General features: G+C 72.2%; 12 protein-coding genes. 8 read left to right on the forward strand and 4 right to left on the reverse strand.

Annotated elements, in window-relative coordinates; genetic code table 11:
- Positions 1-109 precede the first annotated feature (109 nt).
- Both WMF34_RS24250 and WMF34_RS24255 read left to right on the forward strand, forming a co-directional pair.
- Positions 110-1,780, forward strand: a complete 1,671-nt coding sequence (locus WMF34_RS24250) for a carboxylesterase/lipase family protein (protein WP_437989257.1) — start codon at positions 110-112, stop codon at positions 1,778-1,780.
- A 161-nt stretch (positions 1,781-1,941) separates the two neighbouring features.
- Positions 1,942-2,577, forward strand: coding sequence for an NUDIX hydrolase (locus WMF34_RS24255; RefSeq protein ID WP_157906878.1), 636 nt, complete (start codon positions 1,942-1,944; stop codon positions 2,575-2,577).
- A gap of 88 nt (positions 2,578-2,665) precedes the next feature.
- Here WMF34_RS24255 and WMF34_RS24260 read toward each other — a convergent pair whose 3' ends face one another.
- The 3 genes from WMF34_RS24260 to WMF34_RS24270 form a co-directional block, all read right to left on the reverse strand.
- Entirely contained in the window at positions 2,666-4,738 is a 2,073-nt protein-coding gene (locus tag WMF34_RS24260) for a TonB-dependent receptor plug domain-containing protein (RefSeq protein ID WP_437989258.1), read from the reverse strand.
- 451 nt (positions 4,739-5,189) lie between these two features.
- Complete coding sequence (locus tag WMF34_RS24265; protein ID WP_012237344.1) at positions 5,190-5,783, reverse strand: TetR/AcrR family transcriptional regulator; 594 nt, start codon at positions 5,781-5,783, stop codon at positions 5,190-5,192.
- 7 nt (positions 5,784-5,790) lie between these two features.
- On the reverse strand, positions 5,791-6,378 hold the full coding sequence (locus WMF34_RS24270) for a DUF3995 domain-containing protein (RefSeq protein WP_049876345.1): 588 nt from the start codon (positions 6,376-6,378) through the stop codon (positions 5,791-5,793).
- Positions 6,379-6,963: 585 nt separating this feature from the next.
- On the opposite strand from WMF34_RS24270, the gene WMF34_RS24275 reads away from it, so the two are divergent.
- The 6 genes from WMF34_RS24275 (at position 6,964) to WMF34_RS24300 (ending at position 13,705) form a co-directional block, all read left to right on the forward strand.
- Entirely contained in the window at positions 6,964-8,019 is a 1,056-nt protein-coding gene (locus WMF34_RS24275; RefSeq protein WP_012237346.1) for a hypothetical protein, read from the forward strand.
- A gap of 120 nt (positions 8,020-8,139) precedes the next feature.
- A complete protein-coding gene (locus tag WMF34_RS24280) occupies positions 8,140-9,141 on the forward strand; it encodes a hypothetical protein (protein WP_012237347.1) in 1,002 nt (333 codons plus the stop codon).
- Positions 9,142-9,212: 71 nt separating this feature from the next.
- Positions 9,213-9,926 carry a hypothetical protein gene (locus WMF34_RS24285; protein ID WP_437989259.1) on the forward strand — a complete coding sequence of 238 codons (714 nt, stop codon included), beginning with the start codon at positions 9,213-9,215 and terminating at the stop codon, positions 9,924-9,926.
- A 179-nt stretch (positions 9,927-10,105) separates the two neighbouring features.
- Positions 10,106-11,464, forward strand: a complete 1,359-nt coding sequence (locus WMF34_RS24290; protein ID WP_012237349.1) for an AAA family ATPase — start codon at positions 10,106-10,108, stop codon at positions 11,462-11,464.
- Positions 11,461-12,705, forward strand: coding sequence for a vWA domain-containing protein (locus WMF34_RS24295; RefSeq protein WP_437989260.1), 1,245 nt, complete (start codon positions 11,461-11,463; stop codon positions 12,703-12,705). Before WMF34_RS24290 ends, WMF34_RS24295 begins: the two co-directional genes overlap by 4 nt.
- 7 nt (positions 12,706-12,712) lie before the next feature.
- Entirely contained in the window at positions 12,713-13,705 is a 993-nt protein-coding gene (locus WMF34_RS24300) for a DUF6602 domain-containing protein (protein WP_012237351.1), read from the forward strand.
- A 137-nt stretch (positions 13,706-13,842) separates the two neighbouring features.
- Here WMF34_RS24300 and WMF34_RS24305 read toward each other — a convergent pair whose 3' ends face one another.
- Positions 13,843-16,623, reverse strand: a complete 2,781-nt coding sequence (locus WMF34_RS24305; RefSeq protein ID WP_437989261.1) for a YncE family protein — start codon at positions 16,621-16,623, stop codon at positions 13,843-13,845.
- Positions 16,624-17,042 lie beyond the last annotated feature (419 nt).

Raw genomic sequence — 17,042 nt, forward strand, 5'->3', positions numbered from 1 at the left:
GAACGTCGCTCCGCCGACTGGCGGCCTTCATCGCCACCCACGTCCTCGGCGCCGCGCTCTCCTCTTCCCACGATCCTGCATTCACGATTTGCTCTTGACGGAGACGATCATGCCCATTCGACCTTCATTGTCGCGCACCATTCTTCTTGGCTTGCTCGCTGCCGCCTGCGGCTCGAGCGAGCCGGCTCTGGAGGGCTCCGGCGGCGCGGGCGGCGCCGGTGGCTCAGGCGGCGCCGGCGGCTCGGGCGCCGGTGGGTCCGGCGGCGAGGCGGCCGCGCCGCTCGTCGAGACGGAGGCGGGTCCAGTGGAGGGCGCGCTCGTCGGCGCGACGCGCACCTTCCTGGGCATCCCGTACGCCGCGCCGCCGGTCGGGGAGCTGCGCTGGAGATCGCCCGCGCCGCACGAGCCGTGGACCGAGCCGCGGGCCGCCGTCGAGGTGGGCATCCCCTGCTCGCAGCTGAACCTGCTCACCCCGGGCTTCAATGAGATCTCGGGAGAGGACTGCCTCACCCTGAACGTCTGGGCGCCCGAGCGCCCGGCGTCCTCGTCCGTACCCGTCCTCGTCTGGATCCATGGCGGCGGCTTCGAGCTCGGCAGCGGCGGGGAGGCCGATTACGACGGCCGGGCGCTCTCCGAGGCGACCGGCTCGGTGGTGGTCACCTTCAACTACCGCCTCGGCCCGCTCGGGTTCCTCGCCCTCCCGGAGCTCAAGTCGGAAGATCCCGATCACCCCTCGACGGGCGCGTACGGCCTGGAGGACCAGCGCGCCGCGCTCGAATGGGTCAAGGCCAACATCGCCGCGTTCGGCGGGGATCCTTCCAGGGTCACCCTGTTCGGCGAGTCCGCGGGCGGCATCAGCGTCTGCATGCACCTGGTGTCGCCCAGGAGCAAAGGCCTGTTCCAGCGCGCCATCATCGAGAGCGGACCGTGCGACTCCGCCGCGGACGAGGCGACGGCCAGCGCGCAGGGGAAAGAGTTCGTCGAGGCGCTGGGCTGCACCGACGCGCCTTCCGTCCTCGAGTGCCTTCGCGGCAAATCGGCCGAGGAGATCATGAGCGCGCTGCCGCGGGGCGCGGCCTTCCTCGAGGGCGCCGGCCCGACGTGGTTCCCGGTCGTCGACGGATGGAACCTCCCCGACACGCCGGGCAAGCTCCTCGAGGCCGGGAGCTTCGAGAAGGTGCCGACGATCCTCGGCAGCAACGCGGATGAGGGCGCGCTCTTCGTCGCGCTCTGGGGCGAGTCCGCGACGGTCGCCGACGACGCCGCGTTCGAGGCGTTCGCCGAGACGCTCGCCCCGGGCCACGGCGAGGAGGTGGTGGCGCTCTACCCGAGCGAGACCTACGGCTCGGCGCAGGCGGCGGCGATCGCGGCGCTGGGCGACGCGATGTTCGTGTGCCCGACGCGGCGGGCGGCGCGCGCGATCGCGGGCGGCGGCGCGGCGACGTATCTCTATCATTTCACCTATGCGCCCGAGAGCTCGCTGCTCGGCGATCTCGGCTCCTTCCATGCTGCCGAGATCAAGTTCGTGTTCGGCAACCCGACGCTGGTGTTGCCGGAACCGCTGACCGAGGGTGAGCTCGCGATGTCGCAGCAAATCATGGGGTACTGGTCGCGCCACGCGGCGAGCGGGGACCCCAACGGCGAGGGCGCCGTCGCGTGGCCGAGGTATGAAGCGGAGGGGGACGAGAGCCTCACCCTCGATCGCGACATCGCGCCGCAGGCCGGCCTGAAGGCCGAGCTCTGCGACGCGTGGGACACCTTCGCCACCGCGGCTCCCTGACGGTGCTCGCACGGAGGGCCGCGGCGCGTCACGCCGTGGCGCCATGGCCGGGGTCCGGCGAGCGGCCTGCGCGCCTCGCATCCCGGCCCGCCGCGAGCGGGATCCCCGAGCGCCGCCGCCGCGCGCTAAATAGCGATAGATATTATGCTATCCTGACCACGGTGCTCTCCTCCTACGACCTCGCCGCCATCATGGCTCGCCTCGACGCGCGCGAGGCCGCGCTCGACCTGCTCACGCAGGAGCGCCAGGCCGCGGTCGCCGCGATCTTGCGGGCGCCGGCGGGGCCTCTGGGCACGGCGCACGATCCTCTTGCGGGGGGCCGGGAGCCCGGGGAGGCCGAGCTCCTCCTGATCCGCCGGGCCGAGCACCCGGCCGATCCCTGGTCGGGGCACATGGCGCTCCCGGGCGGGCGGCGCGAGCCGGCGGACGAGAGCCTGCTCGCCACCGCGATCCGCGAGACGCGGGAGGAGGTGGGGATCGATCTCGCGGCGCACGGGACCCTGCTCGCGCGCCTGCCCGAGGTCCCGGCGGTCGCGCGCGGGCGGCGCGCCGGGATGATCGTCGCCCCGTTCGTCTTCGCGCTGCGCTCTACGCCGGAGCTCACCCTGAGCGACGAGGTGGCCGAGGCGCTCTGGACGCCGCTCGGGCCGCTCGCGCGCGGCGAGCGCACCTCGCGTTACGCGTACACGCACGAGGGAAACGTCCTCCAGCTCCCGTGCCTGCTCGTGGACGAGCGGGTCGTCTGGGGGCTAACGTACCTCATGCTGAAGCAGCTCTTCGAGGTGCTCCACCGGTAGCTCCCGCAGCCGCCGGATCAGCCCGTCTGCCGCGGCGTCGCCGGCCGCTTTCCCCTCGGATTCCCCTCAGATTCCCCTCAGATTCCCCTCAGAACCCGCCCTCGATCGCGAGCCCCGGCAACGTGATGGGCCCGAGCTTCCGCGGCGTGCACCCGCCCTCGTCGCAGCTCACGTCGAACACCTCCTTCGCCAGCGTCGCGTTCTGCACATCGAACACGAGCCCGAGATAGCTCCGCGCGCCCAGCGCCCAGCGCTTCGACAGGCGCATGTCGAGCCGGTAGAACGGCGCGATGCGATCCGGGTGCTCGCGCGGGGTGCGGCCCGGGGCGGCCTCGTCGGCGGGGAAGCCCGTGTAGAAGACGTGGCGGATCCCGGCGCGCCAGCCCCCGCCGAGATCGTAGAGCAGCGCGACGTGCGCCACGTGCGTCCGGTCGTAGGCCGAGGGGATCGTCGCCCTGCCCCGCGTGCGCGTGGAGCGCGACAGCGTGTACGACGCCAGGAAGAACATGTCGCGGCGGAGCGCCCCGCGCGCCCCGAGCTCGAGACCGTACGTGTCGCCGAGGCTCCGCGTGAGGAAGCGCTCCGTGCTGAGGGTCGTGCCGCGGCCCGTCCCGATCGGATCGCTCAGGCCGAAGGTCGCCTGTCGAAACACCGTGGCGCTGAGGTTGACCGGGCCCGCGTCGACCTCGACGCCGAAGCTCGACTGCAGGCTGCGCTGCAGCCCCCCCGGGATGCCGCCGATCTGGAGCGCCGGCAGCGGGGCGAGGCCGGGCAGCTGCGAGGCGAGGCCGAACGCCGGGATGAGCCGCACGTGGTCGCCGACGCCGAAGCGGCCGACGATCCTCGGGTCGACGGCGAGCGCGCTCTTGCCGAGCGAGGTGTAGTGGTCCACGCGCACGCCGGGCGTGATCGTCGACCGCTCGTCGAGCACGAGCAGCGCGTCGGCCCACGCGCCCAGCGCGAGATCGAGCCGGCTGCGGAAGAGCTCGGGGAAGCTCTCGTCGAGCTGGTCCGTCCCCTCGCCGGGCGTGTCCTCCTCGGTGGACGCGCCGCCTCCGGGCTCGCCGTCCGGCGCGCTGGGGCGCGGCGTCACCACGTAGCGGTCGACCGCGGCGTCGACGCCCACCCGCACGAGCGCGCGCCCCGCGAGGATGGGCCGGGCCAGGCTCATCCGCGCGTTGAGCTTCCAGGCCTCGGCGCTCTCCACGCCGACCCCGCGCGACCGGTCGAGCCCGAGGGTGAGCGCCGACCTGACGCGCGCGCCCGAGGCGGCGTCGTCGCGGTCGTAGCGCAGGTCGAGGCGGTGGAAATCGCTGTCGAGGAGGACGTCGGTCGCCTCGGCGCCGTCCTCCTCGCCGATGCTGGCGAGGTAGTCGTACGCGCCGAACGCGAACACGGTGAACCGCTCCTCCGGCCCGAGCCGGTAGATCATCCGGCCCTGGTAGTCGGCGTAGCCCACGTCGACGCTCGGGACGAGCGCCGACGTGAGCGCCGCGCCGGCGGCGTAGCGCCCTCCCACGAGGACGTGGGTGTCCTTGTCCATCGGCCCCTCCACGACGCCGCCGAGGTCGATGAACCGGAGGCTCCCCTCCCCGCGCCAGACGTCGGACGGTGGCGCGCTCTCGGCCTCGATCGCCGCGCCCGCGAGCCGCCCGATGTCCGAGGGATAGGGGCCGAGGTGCATCTCGACGCGCTGGACCATCGCGGCCGGGATGACGCTGGGGCCAGCGCCCACGTGAAAGAGGAGCGGGACCTGGATGCCGTTGAAGAAGTAGCCGATGTTCCCCGGCGGCGCGCCGCGGATGTAGTAGTACGGCATGCCGCTCGCGACGGGGGTCACGCCGGGCTGGATCTCGATGGCGCGGTAGGGGTCGCCGAGGGCGCCGGGCAGCTCGCGGACGTCGCGCCTCGTGAGCGAGACGGAGCCCGGCGGAGCCCGGTTGCCCTCGACGGTGACCTCGATCCCGGCGGGCGCGGCGGCCTGTCCGTCGGTGACCACGGGAGGCGGCGGCTCGGCCGGGGCTGCGCCGGGCGCCTGCGCCGCCTCGGCTCTTGCCGGCTCACCGGCCGGGCGGCCTGCAGGCTGAGGGCGCGCCTCGCCCGCATGCAAGGTGGCGGCGGCCGCGAGCGCGAGGGAGAAGAGTGCGCCTGGGGATCTCACGCGGATGTCGTAAATGCGCCGCCGGGCAGCCGGGAGAACCTCCCCCGTGGCGCCCCGGGATTAGCAAATCCAGCGGCTCGGCGGAAGCCAGGGAGTCCATGCACGCTCGGCCACCCACGCGCCCTGGACATGCATCCCCGCGCTCGCAGGGCGCCCGTCAGCCACATCGACGGGCGGCGCTTCCCCTCGCCCGATCCGGGGAGACAAAAAACAGAGCGCCCATTCGACGGCGGGGGGGGAAGCCGTCACGGGCGCTCTGACATCCATGCTTAGCAGGACACGGGCCAAGGCTATCCCCTTCTCTGTTCCTGGGGTTACCCTTAAGGTTACCCCCGACACATTTCAATTCTGAGATCTCCGCTTTCAAACCTGGCATGGGATCCGCGCCTCGGCGCCTCGTGCCAGGGCCTCCCTGCCGCAACGACTTTCCTGACGCGGAGGCCGCCAGGCCTCACGTCGCTCGCCGCCTCCGCGCCGCGCCCGGCGGACGCGCGACACGCTCGTCCTTGGCCAGGAGCTCGAGCGCGCGATCGAGCGCGAGCCCCAGCGAGCGCGCGCCCTCGACCGAGAGGTCGGAGAAGAGCATCTGCGCGCCGACGAAGGCCGCGTACTCCAGCCGCGCGAGCAGCAAGGCGGCGCCGCGCGCGCGCCCCTCGGAGGCGTACAGGGACGCGAGGTAGTCGACGCGGCGCGCGTCGACCCGCCGGAGCACGGCCGCGGCGCGCTCGTCTCGGAGCGCCCACGCCCGCACGGCGAGCTCGAGCCGGCCGTCGAGCGAGCGAACGACCGCGGAGAGCCGCTGCCGCTTCTGCTCGGCGCTCCCGCCCGCCTCGGCGTGGTGGATCGGCGCCGACGTCTGCCGCTCCTCCCAGCGAGCGAGGAGCGCCGCGAGGAACGCCGCGACGTCCTCGAAGTGATGATAGAACGAGCCCTTCGTTCGCCCGAGCCTCGCGCAGAGCCCGTCGATCGTCAGCGCGCCCTCGCCGCCGTCGCGGAGCGCGTCGAGCCCCTGGTCGAGCCAGTCGTTCCTCGAGGTGCGCGCCATGTGCGGGTCAGTCGAGCGTGGCGCCCGCGACAGCGGCCGCGAGGGTGAGCGAGAGCGGCGAGTACACGAGGCGGTTCAGCCGGTGATACGGCAGCGCGCGCGTGCCGGGCCGCAGGCGAGCGTCGAGGTAGCCGCCGACGCCCCGCGCCCCGAGCACCAGCGCGACGGCCCACGCGCCGAGCCGGAGCAGCGCCGGCGACCCGCCGCCGCCGTACCGCTGGGCCAGCACCAGCGCGGCGGACGACGCGAGGAGACACGCCACGACGAGACACGCGCCGAGGGACGGAAAGGGACTCCCCTTGGGCAAGCCGACCACCATCTCCACCTTCTCGTGCCGGGCATCCCCGGGCCACGCGCCTCCCAGGCCCCAGTAAACGTGGATCGCCGCGAGCCCCCCGAGGGCGCCGCCCGACGCCAGGGCAAGCACGTCGCGCCGCGGGACCCCGGCGCCCAGCGCCCCGGCCGCGCACAGGATCGCGAGCAGGCCGAGCAGCATCCACGGAGACACCCGGCGCGGCGCTCCGAGCCGGGCTACGCCGGCGACAAGCACGATGAGCGCGGCGACGACCGCCGCGCTCGATAGAAGTGGATCCATCAGGGCCTCACCTTCAAACCATACCATACGGTATTGTTTGGACCTGGACAAGCGTCTGCTCCTCCTGAACGCACGGCACAGGGACCGTCGCTGTGGCGCTCCGCCACGGACGCTCCGGAGCCACGCGAGGCCCTCGGCTGCTCAGGTTGCTCTCGCCCGCCGCCGCGCACGCTGCCACGCGCCTCCCTGCGCGCCGCCCGCCACGCCCGGCGCGGCCCGATTCCCGCCGGCAGCGCGGCAGCGCCACCGTACTTTCCACCCTTTGCGGTGAGATTCTCACGAAAAGCGCACGACCAACAAATGCTGAGATCTTCTCGGGGCCTATCGGAAATACATTCGATATACACTCGAGTCATCGCGCCTTCACGGCAGATTCGGCTTCCTTGTCCTCGCCTGCCCAAGTATGAAATAGGCGTGCGAGCTCTCCTTGGCTCCGAAGTGACAAGGGCGCCGCGCGCCCCCGGTCGAGTCGCCTCGCCGGCGTGAAGGAGCGGGAAGAGAGAGGCTTGGGGCAGCGCCGAGCGATCGTCGCGGTGCCCCCTGCCGAAGAGCCGAAACGCGACACGCGAGAGAAGGACCATCACGATGAGGAGAAGGAAGGACCCGTTCGGCATCGCGCTCGCGCTCGCCGGCGCCGGCAGCTTCGCGGGCTGCTGGGAAGGCGGCGCTGTCCAGATCTATTCGTGCAACGAGCCGTGCTTCAGCCTGGATGCTCACGAGTGCAATGATCCGTGCCCCGTGTGCGACGGCGCATGCGTGCCGCCGCCGCCCCTCGGGTTCGACGATCCCATCCTGCTCTGGAGGGGCGACGCGACCGGCGGGACGTCCCCACCGGAGTGCCCGGTGGAGGCGCCGGATCTCCTGTTCGACGGTTACAGCGGGTTCAGCGGCGAGCACAGGTGTCCGACGTGCCTTTGCACGAAGCCCTCCTGCGAGCTGCCTTCAGGCCTCCTGGGGAGCGCCTCGGCCACGTGCGACGGGACCGCGTCCACGTCGTTCGCCGCCCCCGAGGGGTGGAGCGGCGCGTGCACGGCGCCGGCCGCGGCGACCTCGGGCGAGCTCGGCTCGCTCCTCATCCCGGCGCCGACCGTGAGCGCGTGCGCCCCGACGCACGATTCCGGAGGAGCGCCGCCCGAGCTGGCCGCCCCCGCGAGCACCCGGGTGCGCGCGTGCACCGGCGCGGCCGACAAGAACAAGTGCAGAGATCCCTCGACGATGTGTGTCGCGGCCCCCAGGCGGCGGTCCGGGGGCTTCACGATGTGCATCCGCCATCTCCTCCAGCGCGCGCCGGAGTGCCCTGAGCCGTATCCCGATCTGCTGGCGGTCGCCGAGGGCTTCGACGACACGCGCACCTGCACGCCTTGCGCGTGCGAGGAGCTCGAGGACGCCACGTGCGCCGCGCTCGTCTCGGTCTACGAGGACGGCGGCTGTCGCGAGCTCCTCGGCGCAGAGACGGTGACGATGGCCGGGCCGAAGTGCGTCGCGGGGCCGGATCTGCGGCTCGAGAGCATGGAGGCGCGATGGATCAGGGACGACCCAGGCCGGTGCGCCCCGACCGGAGGAGTCGCCATGGGCCAGGTGACACCGGAGAGCCTGGCCTACTATTGCTGCCAGTCAGACGAGGTCATCCCTATCTATTGATGACCCCGCCCGCCAAGGGCCGTTCGACCTGGACGCCCCATTGAGCGAGGGTGCGACTTCGTGTACCCGTACGCGCGCTTCGCGGCTATAAGAGCGAATCACGCGAAAGGGAGAGCGGATATGCGAATCGCACGATGGTGCTTCTGGATCGCGCTCGCCGCGGCCGGTTGCAGCGCGTCCAGCCGCGGCACGTCCGCGACGGAGACCGACCCGTCCTCGGGCGCCGGAGAGAGTGGCGGAGAGAGCGGTGAAGGGAGCGGCGCGGGCGGCCAGGACGACCCGTTTGGCTCCGGCACCGATATCGGCGGGAACAGCGGAGACATCGGGAATGGGGGCAACGGGAGTGGCGCCCCTGACAACGGGTGCATCGAGCGCGCATCCCTCGTGTACGTGCTCTCACAGGACAACGAGCTCTACAGCTTCAGGCCCGATCGCAAGGAGTTCACGAAGATTGGTGTCCTGGGGTGCCGGACCGGCATGGATCCGAACTCGATGGCGATCGATCGCAACGCGGTGGCGTGGGTCAACTACGTGGAGCCCGACGACAGCGAGGGGACGCTGTTCAAGGTCAGCACCGAGGACGCGAGCTGCGAGCCCTCCGGGGCAACGCTCGCCGGCGGGTGGGCCCGGCTCGGCATGGGCTTCTCGAGCGACCTCTCGCGCCCGGACACCGAGCAGCTGTTCGTGGCGGGCGCCACGGGCACGCCGGGCATCGGGCTGGGGAGGATCGACGGCGCGTCCGTGACGCCGGTCGGCGAGTTCAGCGGCTCGATGCGTGACATCTCGGCGGAGCTCACCGGCACCGGGGATGGACGCCTCTTCGGCTTCTTCACGACCACCCCGGTGCAGCTCGCCGAGATCGACAAGGAGACCGGCGAGATCATCGAGGCCACGGACCTGCCGGGCATCGAGACCCCCAGCGCGTGGGCGTTCTCGTTCTGGGGTGGCGACTTCTATTTCTACACCGCCCCGAGCGAGCTCGGGTCCCCGTCGCGCACCACCAACGTGAGCCGCTATCGCCCGTCCGACGGCTCGATCGACACGGACTACATGACGAACATCGGCTTCCGCATCGTCGGCGCCGGCGTCTCGACCTGCGCCCCTCTCGAGCTGCCTCGCTGAAGAGGGCCGATCGGACGAGCCCTCGGGACGGACTCGCCAGGGGCGTCCCTGATGCCATCAGGGACGGAGCCGTGAAGCGCGCTCCCGGCGGGACAGGCGTCTACCGGTCCGGCATCAACGGCATCACGTTGCGCGTGGCCGATCGGGCACACCCGATCGGGCGGCGAGGTGTTGCGATGCGGATGAACCTTCTCCCGGGGCGCGGTCACTGGCTACTCGCGCTCGCGCTGTCGCTCACCGCGGCGTGCGGGACGGCGCCGGGCGCCGAATCCCCGGCGCGCGAGGACATCTTCCGCGCCGCGGGGCCGAACGAGTTCATCCTGCTGACCGCCCGGGGCGAGCTCGTCAGCGCCGACATCGAACCGGGGCGCGTCGTCGGCCCGGACGTGAACCTCGGCGTGTACGCCGCTGACAGAGGGCGCGACGGGCAGACAGTCCGGGGCGTGGCGTTCAACCGGACCGTGAACGTCACGGCGACGGGGCACCGCGCGGCCGGCATCGTCGGCGCCATGCCGCTGGAGCTCTCGGTGACCCGGGCGGAGGCAGGGCTCCGCGCGCAGGGCCTCCTGGCTGGCGCCCTCTCCGACTACCGGCTGGACGAGCGGCAGCTCACGGGCACGATCGGGCGCTGCAGCTACGCGCTCACGCGGACGGGGCGCACCTACGAGGGATCGCGGCGCTGCGAAGGCCCGCCTCATCACGCGACCGTGCTCCTGCCCCGCGGGCTGTCCTCGTGGAGCGACGCCGCGCTCGCGGCCGCCCTCGGGCTGCTCCTTGGCGCCTGAACGCGCCGCGGCCCGCCCTGTCGCGTGGGCGGTGGTGAATGACAGGTCGCGCAGCGGCTGCTAGAGCTCGGGGCGACCCGGCAAGAAAGACGAAGCGCGCCGGAAGCCCGTCGGGTACGGAAGGGCTGGGCCCCGGCGGTCCTTTCTTCGCGCCCTCGCGCGGCACCCCCTCTTCATCCGTGACGAAGCCCAGATCCGATGGCAACGCGCCGGGCAGGCCGACGCCGGCGACTTCACCGAACCTCCTCGAAGGACGCTCCGCGCCCATCCCGGTCGGGCCGCGCCTCGAGGCCGTGCTCGAGCTCGCCTACCGCGCGCGCCGCGCGGTGCTGCTCGAGGGGCCCACGGGGATCGGCAAGAGCGAGCTCGTCCGGCAGCTCGCCGAGCGGCTCGGCATCGCCACCGTCGTGCTCGATCTGAGCCTCCTCGAGCCGCCCGACCTCGTGGGCCTGCCGGTCATCCGGGACGGCCGGACCACCTACGCGGCGCCGTCGGTGCTGCCCCAGGACGGCGCCGGCATCCTGATGCTCGAAGAGCTCAACCGGGCGGAGCGGTACATCCAGCAGCCGGCGCTCCAGCTGCTCAGCGCCCGGCGGCTGCACGAGTACGAGCTGCCCGCGGGCTGGGTGTGCTTCGCCGCCGTCAACCCCGAGTCGGCCGATTATCAGGTGACCCCCCTCGATCGCGCGCTCCGGGCGCGGTTCCTTCACCTCAACGTCCGCGCGGACCGGGCGTCGTGGCTCGCCTGGGCGCAGGTGAACGGGCTCCACCCGGGCGTGATCGCCCTCGCGCAGGGGCACGAGCGCATCCTCGACGACGTGCCCCCGCGCACCTGGACCTATGCGTCGCACGTGCTGAGCGCGCTCCGCCCCGAGGAGCTCGCGGACGGCGTGCTCCTGCGCGACGCCCTGGGCGGGTACCTGCCCCCGAGCTGGGTCGAGCTCCTGCTCGCGTCGAAGGACACCTGGTCGACGCGGCTGCCGTTCGATCTGCGCGCGCTGCTCGCCGAGTACGGGCCGAGCTCGCCGGCGGGCAAGGTGCTGCGCGGGGCGCGCGAGCGCGGGGAGACCGACCGGTTCGACGAGGTGACGGCGCGGCTCGCGCCGCTGCTCGAGGGGCCGGAGGTCGGCGTGCTCGCGGCGCAGCGCAAGCTGTCGCTGGGGGCGTTCGAGGCGTTGCTCGCCGACCTGCCGGGCGACCACCGCGAGCGGCTCCAGGACGCGCTCGGCGGCAACGCGACGGCCACGCAGCTCATCGACGTCCGGCCCGAGGAGCTGCTCCAGAACTACGCGGGCAGCGCCGCCGAGCAGAAGGTGCTGGCGTGGCGCGCCGATCCGCTGCGGCAGCACCGCGTGGGGCTCGTCGTGACCGCGCTGTCGGCGCACCTCGCGCAGCAGGCGAAGCTCGTCGACGTGCGGCGGAGCAACGTCGCGCGCGTGTGCCTGGGCCAGCTGCTCGCGCAGCTGCCGGAGCGCTGGGCCCTCCGGCTCGCGGGGACGCTGAAGAAGCACGGCGTCACGCCGGTCCGGCCGCAATGAGCGAGACAGCGGGGCGCGGCGAGGTGCGCGAGGTGCCCGCGGACGCGCTCGCCGCGTGGCTCGACGCCTTCGTGCGCGATCCCGGCTTCCTGGAGCGGTACCCCTGCTACGCGGCGATCCTCGCGCGGCTCGCGCCGGTCGCGGACCCCTCGGTCAAGCGCATGGCCGTCTCGCTGTTCGACGGCCGCTTCTTCCTCCACGTCAACGTGGAGTCGTTCATGAACGAGCCCGTGTTCCTGCGGGGCGTGCTCCTCCACGAGGTGCACCACGTCGCGCTCGGGCACCTGTGCCACCCCAAGTTCGCGGGCGCGGACGAGCCGGAGCTCATGGACCTCGCCCTGGAGATGTCGGCCAACGAGTACATCGAGGAGCCGCTGCCCGATCCGATCCGCTGGCAGCCCTACGCCCCGATCGGCCTGCGCGGCGGCCAGAGCACGCTCGAGCGTTACGAGCTGCTCGTGAGCGCGGCGCGCGAGGGCAAGCTCCCGCAGCGCGGCGGCGAGGCCGTCGACGATCACCGCGTGCTCCGGCGCCCCTCGCGGGAGCCGGGCGCGGTGGAGCAGACGCGGCAGCTCCTGCTGCGCGCCGCCGAGGAGGCGGACGCGCTCGCGAACGACGGCGATCCGGCGGACGTGCCCGTCCTCTTGCTCGCGGGCAAGACGCCGGGGCGGCTCATCGAGGAGCTGACGGACGCGCTGGGCCCGCCCGCGCACCCGCTCGACTGGAAGACCGCGCTCAGGATGTTCGTGGCCAGGGAGCGCGCGCCGGTGCACACGTACGCGCGGCCGAACCGGCGCTTCCCGGGCCGCGTCGGCGAGGTCCCCGGCAGGACGTACGCGCCCCGCGCGATCACGAAGCCGTCGGTGCTCGTCGCGATCGACACGTCGATGAGCATGCGGCGCGAGGAGCTCTCGGAGATCGCCCGGCAGCTGCAGGTGATGAGCGAGTCGGCGCGCATCACCGTCGTCGAGTGCGACGTGGAGATCGGGCGCGTGTACGCGTTCGACGGGCGGCTCGACGAGGTCGGCGGCCGCGGCGGGACCGATCTGCGGCCGGTGTTCGCCCCGGAGTTCCTGGCGGCGCGGAAGGTCTCCGGCGTCATCTATTTCACGGACGGCGCGGGGCCCACGCCCCCGGCGCCGCCGCCGCTGCCGGTGCTCTGGATCCTGACGAAGCCGCTCGATTTCACGTGCCCGTGGGGAGACCGGGCGTGGCTCGCGAGGAAGCCTCGGCGGGGGTGACGTGACGATGGCAGGCAAGCGCGCGAAGACGACCACGCGGCCAGGGATCGCCGCTTCGAAGCGCGGCGGCGGGGGCGCGCCGGGCGGCCTCGCGGAGGCCCCGCCGCGCGGCGGGTTCTACGACGGCTGGTCCGAGGAGATCGTCGAGCACCTGGAAGACGAGTTCCGGAAGCTCCGCGCCCTCGCGACCCTCGAGCTCGGTCCCGAGCTGGAGATCGCGATGTGCCATGCGCTCCGGAAGTTCCTCCCCGAGCGCGCCGGCGTCTGCCGCGGCTGGGTGGTGGATGTCACGGGGGACAAGCAGGGCGAGGACATCATCATCTACGACGCCGCGCGCTTCCCGACGCTGCGCGGGCTGGGCGGCGACCTCGCGATCCGGGAGCGCGTGCCAGCCGAGGCCGTCCTGGCCTACATCGAGGTCAAGCACACGCTGTATGCGCAGGCGAAGGTGCCCGCGAAGAGCCAGGGGCAGTCCGTCGTGAAGGCGTGTCGCCAGGTGGCGGCGGTGAAGCGGCTGACGCGCGCCCCCGTGCCGCTGAAGATGATCGCGCCGAGGATCTCGCTGGAGGACGGGGCCATCCAGCGGGACAGGGGCTTTCCGGCGATCCGCAACCCCTGGTACGCGGCCATCTGGGCGCTGAACCTCCGCGTCGACAAGGCCCTGGAGGGAAACCCGGCGGAGGCGGTGAAGCGGCGCGTGGCCGCCGTCCGGCGGGCCGGCACCCGCGTCGAGCACCTGCCCGACGTGATCGCCGCGGGCCCTGTCCTGATGACGCCCGCGATCGCCGCCGCGGGGGCCCTGGAGCCGCGGCCGTTCACCACGCCCGACACGGAGCTCATCTTCATGAACGGGATGAAGGCCCTGGGAGCCGCCATGGAGCACCTCACCTGGGCGATCGACGACATCCTCCTCGGGGAAATCCCCTGGAGGCGCATGCTCGCCCATCAGCTCCAGCGAGCAGAGGACGAGGCAGGGAGCGTCCGACTCACCATCACCTGATCTGGCCGGGTCTCCGGCGTCGGTGCCGCGAGCGCCGGCGGGCGCGGGGCGAGCCCCTGCCCTCCTCGACCCCGGTGAGCGGCGCGGTCATCGGGGGTGGATGACCGCGCGCAGGGCGGCGCGTCGTACGCGGAGCCTCAGGGCACGCTCGCCGGATCGGCCGGGTCGGTCCCCGCGTCCGCCTCGTCGCCGTCGAGCGCCCCATCGCTGTCGCGGTCGAGCGCCATCCGCACCCCCGATCCCGGCGGCGCGCAGGTGAAGGTCAGCGCCTTGTCCGGCGCCGCGATCGCGCGCAGCGCCGCCGCGCCGATCGCCGCGCTCGCCGCCCTGTCCCGCAGGAATGTGCCAGCGCCCTGTTGATAGAGGAAGCCCTCCTCGTCCCCGTGCCTGCGGACCTTCGCCACCAGATCGCACTCCCCCGCGTCGGCGCGGGCGATCAGGAGATCCACCCGCAGCTCGGCGGCCGCGTCGCCCGCGCCGGCGAGCGTCGCTTGCTGGCCCACGATAGGCGCCAGGTTGCTGTCGAAGGCGTGCAGGAAGTCGGTCACCTGCGCGCGCAGCACGTCGCCCGCCGCGCCCGGCGGGAAGCCGGCGATCCCCGGCGCCTCGTTGAAGCCGTTCTGATCGTGGAAGCGGAAGATCGTATCCATCGTCCCGTCGTGGCCGAAACCGAACCCGCGGATCTGATCGCCCTGGAACTCGAAGTTCCGGTCGTTGAAGCGCGGGTTCTGCACCATGCCGAACATACCCACCTTCTGATAGACGTTGCGGAGCTGGGCGACCTTGAAGCTCTGGAAGATGAAGTCGAACGTGTAGCGCCCGTCGGTCCCGAAGAAGCCGGGGAACGCGACCCCGTGCTCGGCGTTGGCCATTGGATCGAGCACGTGGCACGAGGCGCACGCGCCGCCCTCGCTGGCCGGCAGGGTGAAGAAGGCCTTGCCCGCCGCCTGATCGGCCGTGAGCGAGTTGTCCAGCTGACGGATGGGGTTGGGCGGATACATCATCTGCATGGTGAAGTCCGTGAACGCCTGCATGTCCGCCGCGGGGATGGGCGCGTCCCGCCCGAGCAGGCCGACGAAGGCGACGCTGAACTTCTTGAACGCGGCATCCTCGTCGAAGGTGCCGCTGTCCGGCTGCGCGCTCGGCGCGTCGTTCCCGCCGGTGCGGTCTCCGCGCCAGTGCATCGGCCCGTGGTTGGCCAGCCCGCGCAGGCTCTGCGTCGTCATCGGCCCCTTGAGCGCGGCGAACTCGCGGGGCGCGCCGAAGATCGCCGGATCGAGCGCGAACGGGCCTGGCATCGGCGTGTTCACCGCGTCGGGGTCGCCGAGGTCCCACGCCAGGCTGTCGAGATCGCCGAAGACATGGCAGCTCGCGCACGCCGAGTCGCCGTGGCTCGACGTGAACGACGCGTCGTAGAGGAAGCGGCGGCCGCGGACCACGCTCTCCGGCTCGGGGCTGTACATGGGCACGTGCGCGATCTCGGCCTTGTCGCCGACGTCGATGATCGAGATGGAGTTGTCGAAGCGCGTGAGGGCGTAGAGCTGCCCGCGCGCCTCGTCCAGCACCACGCCGGTCGGCCCGCCGCCGGAGACCGGGATCTGGCGCGCGAGCCTCGGCACGAAGGTGTCCGCCTCGAGCGCCGCGGTGTTGAAGACGCCGATCTTGTCCGAGCCGAGCGCGGCGACGTAGAGCTTCTTCCCGTTGCTGGAGACGGCCATGCCCGTGGGCAGCGCGAGGCTCTTGCGGTTCTCGGCGTTCGGGACCGGCGCGCAGCACGTGTTATAGTCGATGTGTTTGTTCAGGTGCCGCGGGGCGACGCCGCCGGTCGCTGGATCGAGCACCGTGATGTTGTTGTGGTTGAAGCGGCCGCGCACGGTGTGGCCGGCGAAGACGCCGGGGCCCTCGAAGCGATTCTCGTTGAACGCCTCCGTGTTGGCCACGTAGACGCGCCCGCTCACCGGGTTGACGGCCATGTTGTAGAGGACCGTGCCGACTCCCCGGAACACGCCCCCGGGCCCCTCGACGGGCGCGGGCGGGTCGGCCAGGGCGTCGATGACGAAGACGTCCTTGTCGGGCAACGAGAGGTTCACCTTGTCGTCCCAGGATCGATTCAGCTCGTCCACCCAGTGCGTGCCGTTGAATTTGACGATGAGGGGCGCCGAGGGCTGCGGGACCCCGGCGGCGTTGGTGGTCGGCGGGGGCAGGCCGAGGCCCAGGTTGACCACGTTGGTCTCGATCACCGTGGTGCGGTTTCCGGAGTGGAAGGCCGCCGCATAGACGCGCGAGCCGTCGGGCGTGGCGGCGAGCGCGCGCGGCGTGTCGCTGAAGAGGGTGATGATGTTGAGCGGCGCGGGGCTCGGGCTCGCCGCCGAGAAGACCCAGACGTCGGCGCGGCCCACGCCCGGCGTGGTGAGCGCCGGATCCACAGGGCTGTTCTGGCCGCGGTGCGCCGTCGTGATGAAGGCGCGGCTCTTGCCGGCGCCGGCAAAGACGATATCGCGAGGCTCGTCACCCACGAGGAGGGTGCGCACGACGCGGGGCTTCCTCGGCCTCGAGACGTCGACCACGCTCACACTGTCGGAGAGGTGGTTGACGACCCAGACCTCGTCGTCGCTGCGGGCCGCGACGGCGACCGGCTCCATGCCCACGGAGACGGAGCCGCGGTGCTCGAGCGTGCCCCTCCTGACCTTGAAGATCTCGAGCCGGTTGTCAGGCGTGTTGACGGCGAAGAGCATCGAGCCGTCGGGCGAGAGGGCGAGAGGGCGGACCTGGCCGCTCTCGAAGAGGGAGTAGGGCCGGGCGGCGGCGACCGTGATCGGGGCGCCCGCGACGGCCGGGGTTTCGTCGACAGGCGTGCCGTGTTCAGCGCATGCGGCCAGGGCGAGAGCCGGGAGCGACCAGAGGACGAGCTTGTTCATGGGCACCTCGAAGGCGGGAGAAGAGCGACATTTCATGATCCATCGAAAGGCGCCCACGGAGCAAGAGACAGACGGATGGAATCAACACACGTTGTTTGGCAAGACACTTTTAAAGCGCGGAGCCCCTCGGCGGCGGGAGCCCTCCACAACACACCACAGGTCTCCCACGGTGGGGCCCCGACCCACAACAACGTTGTTGCCATCGGCGACTCTCGTCGTTGATCACGAGATGAATGCTCGCCTACAAAAAAAGCGACCCATCGGGGCGGCGCGCGCCGGCGAGGCGCCGGCGGCGCTCCCGAGGCAGAGGGCGTCTCGAGGGCGCGCGCCGCGGGGGAGATGCGGCGTTCGCGGCCGACGGCGTTGATGCCGAGTTGGATGGGCGGTGGGGTCGCGCGCCTCGGCGCGAGGCGATGAGG

Origin of the sequence: Sorangium sp. So ce145 (assembly GCF_051525985.1) — a bacterium.
Classification (GTDB): Bacteria; Myxococcota_A; Polyangia; order Polyangiales; family Polyangiaceae; genus Sorangium; species Sorangium cellulosum_B.

Bases quoted from the DNA above. Each gene is read 5' to 3' on its own strand.
- WMF34_RS24250 (WP_437989257.1), top strand. From the start codon at position 110: ATGCCCATTCGACCTTCATTGTCGCGCACCATTCTTCTTGGCTTGCTC.
- WMF34_RS24265 (WP_012237344.1), bottom strand. From the start codon at position 5,783: ATGGCGCGCACCTCGAGGAACGACTGGCTCGACCAGGGGCTCGACGCG.
- WMF34_RS24270 (WP_049876345.1), bottom strand. From the start codon at position 6,378: ATGGATCCACTTCTATCGAGCGCGGCGGTCGTCGCCGCGCTCATCGTG.
- WMF34_RS24275 (WP_012237346.1), top strand. From the start codon at position 6,964: ATGAGGAGAAGGAAGGACCCGTTCGGCATCGCGCTCGCGCTCGCCGGC.
- WMF34_RS24280 (WP_012237347.1), top strand. From the start codon at position 8,140: ATGCGAATCGCACGATGGTGCTTCTGGATCGCGCTCGCCGCGGCCGGT.
- WMF34_RS24295 (WP_437989260.1), top strand. From the start codon at position 11,461: ATGAGCGAGACAGCGGGGCGCGGCGAGGTGCGCGAGGTGCCCGCGGAC.
- WMF34_RS24300 (WP_012237351.1), top strand. From the start codon at position 12,713: ATGGCAGGCAAGCGCGCGAAGACGACCACGCGGCCAGGGATCGCCGCT.
- WMF34_RS24305 (WP_437989261.1), bottom strand. From the start codon at position 16,623: ATGAACAAGCTCGTCCTCTGGTCGCTCCCGGCTCTCGCCCTGGCCGCA.